The sequence below is a fragment of the Agrobacterium larrymoorei genome, assembly GCF_013322225.1.
Classification (GTDB): Bacteria; Pseudomonadota; Alphaproteobacteria; order Rhizobiales; family Rhizobiaceae; genus Agrobacterium; species Agrobacterium larrymoorei_A.
On the sequence record NZ_JAAMFB010000006.1, the window covers coordinates 120,727 to 130,096 of the forward strand.

General features: G+C 57.5%; 11 protein-coding genes. 9 read left to right on the forward strand and 2 right to left on the reverse strand.

The genetic code is table 11. The features are described 5' to 3' along the window. The first annotated feature begins 1 nt into the window (after window position 1). From G6L28_RS03110 to G6L28_RS03130, 5 genes are all read left to right on the forward strand, one after another. Window positions 2–1,633 (forward strand): cisplatin damage response ATP-dependent DNA ligase, encoded by a 1,632-nt coding sequence (locus tag G6L28_RS03110; protein ID WP_174062316.1) that lies wholly within the window; start codon window positions 2–4, stop codon window positions 1,631–1,633. Between the two features lie 111 nt (window positions 1,634–1,744). Then, window positions 1,745–2,695 carry an alpha/beta hydrolase family protein gene (locus tag G6L28_RS03115; RefSeq protein ID WP_174062317.1) on the forward strand — a complete coding sequence of 317 codons (951 nt, stop codon included), beginning with the start codon at window positions 1,745–1,747 and terminating at the stop codon, window positions 2,693–2,695. Between the two features lie 95 nt (window positions 2,696–2,790). After that, window positions 2,791–3,675 (forward strand): L,D-transpeptidase, encoded by an 885-nt coding sequence (locus G6L28_RS03120; RefSeq protein ID WP_174062318.1) that lies wholly within the window; start codon window positions 2,791–2,793, stop codon window positions 3,673–3,675. A 195-nt stretch (window positions 3,676–3,870) separates the two neighbouring features. After that, on the forward strand, window positions 3,871–4,608 hold the full coding sequence (locus G6L28_RS03125) for a L,D-transpeptidase family protein (protein WP_174062319.1): 738 nt from the start codon (window positions 3,871–3,873) through the stop codon (window positions 4,606–4,608). A 118-nt stretch (window positions 4,609–4,726) separates the two neighbouring features. Continuing rightward, window positions 4,727–5,101 carry a hypothetical protein gene (locus G6L28_RS03130; protein ID WP_202033510.1) on the forward strand — a complete coding sequence of 125 codons (375 nt, stop codon included), beginning with the start codon at window positions 4,727–4,729 and terminating at the stop codon, window positions 5,099–5,101. On the opposite strand, the gene G6L28_RS03135 is transcribed toward G6L28_RS03130, so the two are convergent. Beyond that, window positions 5,098–5,544 (reverse strand): MarR family winged helix-turn-helix transcriptional regulator, encoded by a 447-nt coding sequence (locus tag G6L28_RS03135; protein ID WP_174062320.1) that lies wholly within the window; start codon window positions 5,542–5,544, stop codon window positions 5,098–5,100. The two genes, G6L28_RS03130 and G6L28_RS03135, sit on opposite strands and share 4 nt — an antisense overlap. Window positions 5,545–5,809: 265 nt before the next feature. Between G6L28_RS03135 and G6L28_RS03140 the strand changes: the two genes are divergently transcribed. Continuing rightward, window positions 5,810–6,232 (forward strand): organic hydroperoxide resistance protein, encoded by a 423-nt coding sequence (locus G6L28_RS03140; RefSeq protein ID WP_174062321.1) that lies wholly within the window; start codon window positions 5,810–5,812, stop codon window positions 6,230–6,232. 106 nt (window positions 6,233–6,338) lie between these two features. On the opposite strand, the gene G6L28_RS03145 is transcribed toward G6L28_RS03140, so the two are convergent. After that, window positions 6,339–6,785 carry a MarR family winged helix-turn-helix transcriptional regulator gene (locus G6L28_RS03145; protein WP_174062322.1) on the reverse strand — a complete coding sequence of 149 codons (447 nt, stop codon included), beginning with the start codon at window positions 6,783–6,785 and terminating at the stop codon, window positions 6,339–6,341. Window positions 6,786–6,921: 136 nt separating this feature from the next. On the opposite strand from G6L28_RS03145, the gene G6L28_RS03150 reads away from it, so the two are divergent. The 3 genes from G6L28_RS03150 to G6L28_RS03160 are packed head-to-tail and all read left to right on the forward strand — an operon-like array spanning window position 6,922 to window position 8,994. Further along, the gene (locus G6L28_RS03150; protein ID WP_174062323.1) at window positions 6,922–7,650 is read left to right on the forward strand and encodes a DUF899 domain-containing protein; all 729 of its coding nucleotides are present in this window, start codon (window positions 6,922–6,924) and stop codon (window positions 7,648–7,650) included. 20 nt (window positions 7,651–7,670) lie between these two features. Further along, the gene (locus tag G6L28_RS03155) at window positions 7,671–8,159 is read left to right on the forward strand and encodes a DUF1579 domain-containing protein (RefSeq protein ID WP_174062324.1); all 489 of its coding nucleotides are present in this window, start codon (window positions 7,671–7,673) and stop codon (window positions 8,157–8,159) included. A 43-nt stretch (window positions 8,160–8,202) separates the two neighbouring features. Next, window positions 8,203–8,994, forward strand: coding sequence for a VOC family protein (locus G6L28_RS03160; RefSeq protein WP_174062325.1), 792 nt, complete (start codon window positions 8,203–8,205; stop codon window positions 8,992–8,994). Window positions 8,995–9,370: the final 376 nt, after the last annotated feature.

Genomic DNA, 9,370 nt, shown 5'->3' on the forward strand with positions numbered 1-9,370 from the left:
CATGAAATCCTTCGCAACCCTTCTGGATCGCCTCGTCCTCACCCCATCCCGAAACGGCAAGCTCAAGCTGCTCACCGACTACTTCCGCGACACGCCGGACCCGGATCGCGGCTATGGCCTTGCGGCGATAGCGGGCACGCTGGACCTCAAGGGTGTAAAGCCTGCCATGCTGCGTGAACTGGTGCTGGAGCGCATGGATGACGTGCTGTTTCGCTACTCTTACGATTACGTCGGCGATCTGGCCGAGACCATTTCCCTTGTCTGGGACACCAGCCAGAACGCCGATCAACCGCCAGCGGACGATCCCGGCCTTGGTGAAGTCGTGCGACAGATGAATTCGCTCGGCAAAACGGAAATACGGTCCGCCGTCCGCGACCTGTTGAACCGTCTTGACACCTCCTCGCGCTTTGCTTTCCTCAAGCTCGTCACCGGCGGGCTGCGCATCGGTGTATCCGCCCGGCTGGCGCGGCAGGCGCTCGCGGATTTCGCAGGCAAGGACATCGTCGAGATAGAAACGCTCTGGCATGGTCTTGAGCCGCCCTACGAAACATTATTCGCGTGGCTGGAAGGCAAGACGGATCGCCCGGTTCTGGCCACCCCCGCCATCTTTCACTCCGTCATGCTGTCCACCCCCGTGGGCGATAACGATCTGCAAAACCTCGATCCACAGGATTTCGTCGCCGAATGGAAATGGGACGGCATTCGTGTCCAGCTTTCGCGGGCAGGGGATACGCGAAAGCTCTATTCCCGTTCAGGCGACGATATTTCTGGTGCCTTTCCCGACATTCTGGAGGCGGCCAATTTCGATGGCGTCATCGACGGCGAGCTCCTGATCGGCGGCACCGCACGCTCCAACAGTTCCACGCGCACCTTTTCCGACCTGCAGCAGCGCCTTAATCGCAAGACGGTAACGGGCAGGATGATGGAGGATTACCCCGCCTTCCTCCGCGCTTACGACCTTCTGTTCAAGGGCGATGAGGATATTCGTGCGCAAGCGTTTCTGGAGCGGCGAAAGAGCTTGGATGAGCTTATCGACAAGGCTCCACACGACCGCTTCGATCTATCCCCCTTCGTGCCGTTTTCGAGCTGGCAGCAGCTGGACGACCTGCGCAAGGTTCCGCCTGATCCCGTCATCGAAGGTGTGATGATAAAGCGCAAGGACAGCATCTATCAGGCTGGCCGTGCCAAGGGACCGTGGTTCAAGTGGAAGCGCGATCCGTTCAATATCGATGCGGTAATGATGTATGCGCAGCGCGGCCACGGTAAACGCTCCAGCTACTATTCCGATTTCACCTTCGGCGTCTGGTCGGAAGGAGAGGAAGGCGAGCAGCTGGTACCGGTTGGAAAGGCCTATTTCGGCTTTACCGATGCGGAACTGGAGATCCTCGACAAGTTCGTGCGGGATAACACGGTGGAACGTTTCGGGCCTGTGAGAGCCGTTCGCGCAAAGCCGGATTTCGGCTTCGTGCTGGAAATCGCCTTCGAGGGTATTGCGCGCTCCAACCGCCACAAATCCGGCGTCGCAATGCGTTTCCCCCGTATTGCCCGGTTGCGTGCGGACAAGCTGCCATCGGAGGCGGATCGGCTCTCTACATTGGTGGCGATGATCGATGAGAAGGCGGGCGCGTCCTGAGGGTTGAAATCTCCGGGGCCAGCGCCGAAACTTTCCAAAGCTTAAGTGGACAAATGCCCGAAATTAGTGATGAAATAAAATCAAGCTGAAAACGCCGAGTGGGTCGCATTTATGAAAAATGGGCTTATCCATACTTCTGTTTCTTCCATCATCGGTGACGGGTTGACGCGTCGCGGGTTTCTTTCCGCATCGGCAGGTGTCGCGGCCATGGCGCTTTCGCCCGTGCAGGCGGTGGCGGAACTCGCTGCACCGGAAACATTGCCTCTGGAAAGCGATGATTACGCCTTTGCGCGGGAGCGTTTTCATACGCATCTGCTACGCAAGATGGCAGCACCGGAAAAATCAGAGCCGTTGGGCGCGGCACCCGGCGCCCGGCATGTGACGTATCCGGGCGGGCCGCATGGTTCGATTGAGCTTGTCGCCTGGCTTTCGCACTACGAGCCAGCCAAATCGCTGAAACCTGCGGTTCTTTTCCTGCATGGCGGCAATGCTACCGGTGTTGGTCATTGGGAACTGATGAAGCCCTTTTGGGAGGCGGGTTTCGTGGTTTTGCTGCCATCGTTCCGCGGAGAAAACGGGCAGGAGGGTAACTATTCCGGCTTTTACGATGAAACTTCGGACGCGCTCGCTGCCGCAAGCTACCTCGAAAGCCTGCCGGGGATCGACAGGGAGCGGCTGTTTCTCGCGGGGCACTCCAATGGCGGCACCCTGTCTTTGCTGGCATCCATGACACGCAGGTTCAGGGCGTCGGTACCGATCTCCGCAGGCGTCAATTCGTGGCGCTATTTCAACCGTTATTCGGACGAAATCTGCTTCGATGGCACCGATCCGAAAGAGTTCATCATGCGCTCCTCGGTCTGTTTCGGCCCCAGCCTGAAATGCCCGACCCTGCTTTTACGCGGTATGGAAGAGCGTCCTTTCGATGCCGACCACCGGCTATTGATGGACAGGGCGCGCTCCGCCGGGATGCATATTTCCCACCGGCTTTTGCCGGGAACACACAATGGTGTCGTGCCGGGTGCGGTTGTGGAAAGCATTCGCTTCTTCAACGAGTTCGCATAACCGCGCATATTTGTCCAAAACCTTGCGGTTTCTCCAGCCTCGCGCCAGCCGGGCTTGGCATTGTTGCGCCAATGCTATCAATGTGAAGCGGCTCAATGAAATCACTCGCCTCAAAAGCCATCCGACGCTTCGTCTGCGTTTTCAGCCTGCTTCCGCTTCTGAGCGGCTGCCTTTTCGTGACGGATACGAGCCGCATGAATGCCGATGTCTTCGTGCAGGAAACCGCGCCTGTTTTCCAGTTCAACAATGTCGGCTCCATTCCGCGCCAGCCTCTGCCGCCGACGCCGGGGTCGATCAACAGCCGCCCGCCGGATCTTTTCCGCTCGCAGTTCCAGCAGCTTTACGGCCCGCCGACGACCGCAAGACCAGCGCCCGCCATGTCTCCGGCCTATACCGACCGCAGCGTAGGCTATGGTCTGCCGGTCAGCAATCCGCTGCACCGTGTCATGTATGACGTGGTTCGTGACGAAGATCATACGCTTCCTGCCATTCCCTATAGCCGGGTTGATCCCCGCTATCTGCGGCAGGAAGTCAGTTATCAGTCTGCGGAAGCTCCCGGCACAATCGTCGTCGATACGAGGCAGCATTTCCTCTACCTCGTTCAGCCGGGCGGCAAGGCCGTGCGTTACGGCGTAGGGCTAGGACGCGATGGTTATGCCTGGGCCGGTCGCGGCAAGATACAATGGAAGGCCAAGTGGCCGCGCTGGACGCCGCCCAACGAAATGGTGGCGCGACAACCGGAGCTGGCTTCGATTTCGGCCAGTAATGGCGGCATGGTTCCCGGCCTGAACAACCCGCTCGGTGCGCGGGCTCTTTACATTTTCAAGGACGGCAAGGACACGCTCTACCGCGTCCACGGCACACCGGATTGGCAATCGGTCGGCAAGGCGACCTCTTCCGGCTGCGTGCGCATGTTCAATCAGGATGTGATCGATCTGTACGAGCGCGTGCCGCAGGGTGCGCCAATTGTGGTTATCTGATCACTAGCGCCGGTAAATGAGAGAAGGCTGGGCCAATGTTGCATCGCTGCAACTGGCCTTATGTATGTATTAACCACTATACCAATACGTCAGTAAGCGTGGAACAAATGACGTACAGCGAGATTGAAGGGCTGGTCCTGCGCGTAAGTTCGCGAGCCCGCCCCCGATCGCTTCCGATGTGAGAAAACCGGCCTTATGATGAGCACCGACACAAACTTTTCCAGACGTACCTTCCTTTCCCTTCTCGGCCTTTCGTCCGCATCGCTTTTGGCGGGTTGCGCGTCTTCCGGCGTCAGACCTTACAACAGCGCGCAGCCTGCAAGCTTTGCGGGCGGCATGGCGAATGATTTCCGCCAGATGTTCTCTTCCGGCATTTCCGATGCCGAGCTTGCCGTGATGTATGGCTCCATGGAAGATGGCGGCTTCGTCATCCCCGCCGTGCCATACCAGAAGATCGATTCCCGCTATTATCGCCAGCGCGTGGTCGATCCCACGGGGGAACGTCCCGGTACGGTCGTGGTCGATACCCGCTCGCGTTTCCTCTATGTGGTAGAGCAGGGCGGCTCCGCCATGCGCTACGGCGTCGGCATCGGCCGAGAAGGCTTTGCATGGTCGGGTGAGGGCGTCATCCAGTGGCGTCAGAAGTGGCCGAAGTGGACCCCGCCAGACGAGATGGTTGCCCGTCAGCCGGAACTCACCAAATATTCCGCCAAGAACGGCGGCATGCAGCCGGGTCTTAAGAACCCGCTTGGTGCCCGTGCGCTCTACATCTTCCAGAACGGTCAGGACACGCTCTACCGCCTGCATGGCTCTCCAGAGTGGAATTCCATTGGAAAAGCCGTCTCCTCCGGCTGCGTGCGCCTGATGAACCAGGACATCATCGACCTCTACGACCGCGTGCCGAACAAGGCGCGTGTGGTGGTCTGGCAGTAAGCTATTCGCATTTCGATAATGACAAAGCCTCAGGCAGCGAGCGCAGCCTGGGGCTTTGTCATTTCTCGCAGATTATACAATTATTGATTGATTTTTTCTGTATCGCCGCGATATCCTGTTGCCATCGAAATGCGAGATTTCCATCTTGGTCAGCGTGCCGAAAATTTCAGCCAGTTCCGACGATCCCGAAGATGTGCCGCCGCAAGTACAAGTGGTTGACCGCAAATTGACCTGGGTCGCATATCTTCTGCACCTGTTGGGTGGTGGAGGACTATTCGGGCTGCATCGGTTTTACCTGGGCTCCTATCGCTCCGCCAAGATTCAGCTTGCCATTGGCGCACTTTCGCTTCTGCTGCCGTTTTTCATCGGTCGCAACATTATAGTCGACATGCTCTTTTATGTGGCCATGACGTGGTACATCGTCGATCTGTTTTTGATACCGAAAATGGTGCGCGAGAAAAACGCCATCGCTTCGGAGACGCATTCGTCCTAGGCTTTTACCAGATTGTCCCTGAGTGCGTTTAGCCGGTCCCTCAGTGCGCCAAGCTCATCAAGACTGCATCCCGTCGCTTCTCCGATCGAGCGCATCACGTCGACTGCCTTTTTCTTCAACTCCGCACCATCCGGTGTAAGCGCGATCAACACCTGGCGCTCATCCACCGTGCCGCGTTTGCGGGTTATAAGCCCGGCCTGTTCCAGCCGCTTGAGGAGGGGGGAAAGCGTGCCGGAATCAAGCCCCAGCATTTCACCCAGCGTCTTTACCGTTGCGGTTTCCTTCTCCCATAGAGCCATCATGACGAGGTATTGCGGGTAGGTGAGGCCAAGTGGCTCTAGCAGGGGCTTGTAGGCGCGGTTGAAGGCGTGCGCTGCGCCATAGAGCGCGAAACATATCTGAACGTCCAGCCGCAACAGGCCTTCCATCGTCCCATCGTCCATCGGTGTTAGCTCCAAAATGCGGCTTTCATGGCGTATTCCCGCTCGAAGGATGACTTGCTGATCAAGATCATGTCCGTCGAAACAGAAAACGCTCTAGGGAACATTTTATCCCGTCACAAGGTTCCTGCCCCATGCAAAAGGCAATGCAAATCCTCATTCGTCTTATTGCAGGAAAAGAAAAATTTTTCAATGTGCAAAATTATATTGCGCACAATAAAATAGGGCGCTATATGGTTTGCATCATCAAACGAAGGGAGTAGTTCACATGGCAATTCTTTACACGACCAAGGCAACGGCAACTGGCGGTCGCGCCGGCAATGCGAAGTCTGAAGATGGCGTTCTCGATGTTACCCTGACGGTGCCGAAGGCGCTGGGCGGTGACGGTGCAACAGGTACCAACCCGGAACAGCTGTTCGCCGCAGGTTACTCTGCGTGCTTCCTCGGCGCGTTGAAAAATGTTGCGGGCAAGGAAAAGGTCAAGATTCCCGAAGACACCACCGTAACAGCCACCGTCGGCATCGGCCCGCGTGATGATGGCACCGGCTTCGGCATCGACGTGTCGCTGAAGGTCAACATCCCCGGCCTCGACAAGGCAACGGCAGAAGATCTGGTGAAGAAGGCGCATATCGTCTGCCCTTACTCCCACGCCATGCGCACCTCGACCGAAGTTCCGGTTTCCGTCGAGTAATCAGCTTTCTGACGCGCTCTCGTCCCCACGACCGCCGTCACGAAAAAGGCCGACTGTCCTCAGTCGGCCTTTTTTGCTGTGAGCAGAGAGCTTTCAAGGCGATGGATCATCCCAGGCTTACCAAGTCCTGCCGGAGCCTGTCCGCATCGCCGCTTTTGATCTGCGTTTCCACATCCGCATGGGTGTTGACCCAGATCGGCAAGGCAGATGCGAGCAACGATGTTCCTTCCTCCGTCAGGCGGAGGCGCTTGCCGCGCTTGTCCTTCGGGTCGGGCTCAACAACCAGAAGCCCACGCTTTTCAAGGGGTTTCAGCGCGGCGGTGAGCGTGGTCCGGTCCATCGCCAAAAGTTGCGCCACAGGCCCCATCGGCGGCGGCTCAGGCCTGTTGAGAGACATCAACAATGAAAATTGCCCGTTGGTAAGCGCCAGTGGCTTCAATGCATTGTCGAAGCGGCGCGCGAGCGCGCGGGCAGCCCTTTGCGCGTGAAGGCACAGGCACACGTCCTTCACGAAAAGAGTTGTAGAGAAAGGAATCAAGTCGGTGTTTGACATGATTCCTTTATGTTGATATCAACGTAATTAGTCAAGCATATTGAAGCGGCGTCTCCATTGACGTCGCAGACACCGATTCTGCCACTTGAACATTGTTCGCGGCCTGCCGGGAGGGCGGGCCACAGAGGAGGATTTCATGCAAAATGCTGTCGTTTCCAAAGAGGAATGGTGGGAGGCACGCCGGGAGCTTCTTGCCAAGGAAAAAGAGCTGACCCGTGCGCGTGACCGATTGAACGAGGCCCGGCGCGCCTTGCCTTGGGAGCCTGTTACCAAGGAATACCTGTTCGACGGGCCTTCCGGGCCACAGTCGCTCGCAGACCTTTTTGGCAATTGCAGCCAGTTGATCGTCTATCACTTCATGCTGGCACCGGACTGGGAGGAGGGCTGCGTCGGCTGCTCGTTCTTCGCAGATCATCTGGACGGCGCCATCATCCATCTGAAAAATGCGGATGCCGCATTCGTTGCCGTATCCCGCGCGCCGCTGGAAAAGATCGAGGCGTACAGGAAACGGATGGGCTGGAAGTTCCCATGGGTGTCATCGGACGGCAGCGATTTCAATTATGATTATCAGGCGTCCTTCACCGACGAGGCCGTGGCCTCCGGCACCATAACTTATAATTACACCGACACTCCCGCGATGGGGGATCTGAAAGACCTGCACGGCACCAGCGTCTTTGCCAAGGGTGAGGATGGCCGGATATACCACACCTATTCCACCTACGCTCGCGGTGCGGAACAGACGCTGACGACGCTGATGTTGCTCGATCTGGTGCCGAAAGGCCGCAATGAAGAAGGCACCATGAACTGGGTGCGCCGTCACGACCAGTATGAGGATGCGCCAAAGGCGGCAAGCTGCTGTCACTGATTTCGTTGGGAGGCGAAACGATGGAATGGTCGAAACCGCAGAAGGAGCACGAGTTCCTTCATCGAATGGTGGGCGATTGGAAAATGACGTCCACCACCAGCGACGCCAGTTACGACCCGGATGACCCAAGCCAATGCTTCAGGGAAACCATCCGCTCCATCGGCGGGCTCTGGATTGTTGGCGAGAGCAAGGGGCGGATGCCCGACGAATCGCCGATGACGGCGGTCCTTACCGTCGGTTTCGATCCCGCCAGAAAAGAATTCGTCGGTTCCTGGGTGGGCTCCATGATGAGCAATCTGTGGGTCTACAAGGGCTGGATGGAGCCGGACGGAAAGACGCTGGTGCTGGAAGCGGAAGGGCCGAGTTTCGATGGCAGCGGCGAAATGGCGCTCTATCATGATGTCATTACATTGCATGACGATAATCACCGTACCTTTGCAGGCACCGTCCGGCAGCCGGATGGCAGCTTCAAGGAGTTCATGTCGTCCGAGTTTCATCGGGTGAACTAAAAATTAAATGCGGGCAACCATGCCGCCAACAGGGAGTGAACCTATGTCTGAGACCCACGGAAAATTCATCTGGGCGGAATTGATGACGACGGATAAGGACGATGCAGGCCGGTTCTACGCCCATGTCGTCGGCTGGGAACTGAAGGACTTCGGCTCACCGGAGATGGGTTACAAAATCTTCGAAGCAAACGGCGTTGGCGTCGGCGGCATGATGGAGCTGACGGACGAGCATAAGGCCGAAGGCATTCCGCCAAACTGGACCCGCTATGTAGCGGTGGACGACGTGGATGCTTCCGCCAGGCTTTTCGAAGAAAAGGGCGGCAAGATCATGCGCCCGCCATTCGACATTCCGGAAGTGGGGCGCATGGCTGTCGTGACAGACCCCTTCGGTGCCGTCCTCTGCATCATGACGCCACGACCGATGGAAGGCGGCGGCAGCTTCCCGAAGGAACCGCAAAGCATGAACGGCCATGTCGGCTGGAACGAATTGTTCACGGATGACGTCGACCACGCCATGGCCTTCTATGGCGATGTCTTCGGCTGGACGAAGAACCGCGATTTCGACATGGGCGAAATGGGCCCATACCGCATTTTCGGCTATGCTGGTCATGACGGGAAAGACATCGGCGGCATCATAAAACGTCTACCACAAGTCCCCGTCTGCCACTGGGGCTATTACTTCAACGTCGATGGCCTGGAAGACGCAATCACCCGCGTCAGCACCGGCGGCGGCAAGGTCATCAACGGACCCATGCCAGTACCCGGCGACAGCTGGATCGCCAATTGCCAGGACCCCCATGGGGCTTATTTTTCGCTGGTTTCGATGCGGAAGTAGCAAGACGCTCTCTGATTGAAAACGCTACGCCAGGCAGCGATTTCATCGCCGTGGAGCGGCGCATCCGAAGGGGAGCGGACCGTCGTTGATTGACGACGGCCTAGAGGTACACGTAATTTGGGTCGGCCTATCAGTGGACTGCAGATCGAAGCTGGGCTTGTCCAATTGGTTGCAAAGTAACGTCCCCCATATTGGAAACTCCCAGTGGAGCGCGACGGTTGACTAAGGTGCCGTCGATAAATCTGTTTCTTATTCAGAGGTGGCTCGGAAAATCTGCACAGCTAGGATAAGTGGAATTTCTGCCTGACTTCAGCTTAAATGCTGAGAACAGGAGATACCATGACGAGACGACCGCGCCGGAACCATAGCCCGGCTT

Excerpts from the sequence above, each read along its gene's own strand:
- G6L28_RS03110 (WP_174062316.1), top strand. The coding sequence starts at position 2 with ATGAAATCCTTCGCAACCCTTCTGGATCGCCTCGTCCTCACCCCATCC.
- G6L28_RS03115 (WP_174062317.1), top strand. The coding sequence starts at position 1,745 with ATGAAAAATGGGCTTATCCATACTTCTGTTTCTTCCATCATCGGTGAC.
- G6L28_RS03120 (WP_174062318.1), top strand. The coding sequence starts at position 2,791 with ATGAAATCACTCGCCTCAAAAGCCATCCGACGCTTCGTCTGCGTTTTC.
- G6L28_RS03125 (WP_174062319.1), top strand. The coding sequence starts at position 3,871 with ATGATGAGCACCGACACAAACTTTTCCAGACGTACCTTCCTTTCCCTT.
- G6L28_RS03135 (WP_174062320.1), bottom strand. The coding sequence starts at position 5,544 with ATGGACGATGGGACGATGGAAGGCCTGTTGCGGCTGGACGTTCAGATA.
- G6L28_RS03140 (WP_174062321.1), top strand. The coding sequence starts at position 5,810 with ATGGCAATTCTTTACACGACCAAGGCAACGGCAACTGGCGGTCGCGCC.
- G6L28_RS03145 (WP_174062322.1), bottom strand. The coding sequence starts at position 6,785 with ATGTCAAACACCGACTTGATTCCTTTCTCTACAACTCTTTTCGTGAAG.
- G6L28_RS03150 (WP_174062323.1), top strand. The coding sequence starts at position 6,922 with ATGCAAAATGCTGTCGTTTCCAAAGAGGAATGGTGGGAGGCACGCCGG.
- G6L28_RS03155 (WP_174062324.1), top strand. The coding sequence starts at position 7,671 with ATGGAATGGTCGAAACCGCAGAAGGAGCACGAGTTCCTTCATCGAATG.
- G6L28_RS03160 (WP_174062325.1), top strand. The coding sequence starts at position 8,203 with ATGTCTGAGACCCACGGAAAATTCATCTGGGCGGAATTGATGACGACG.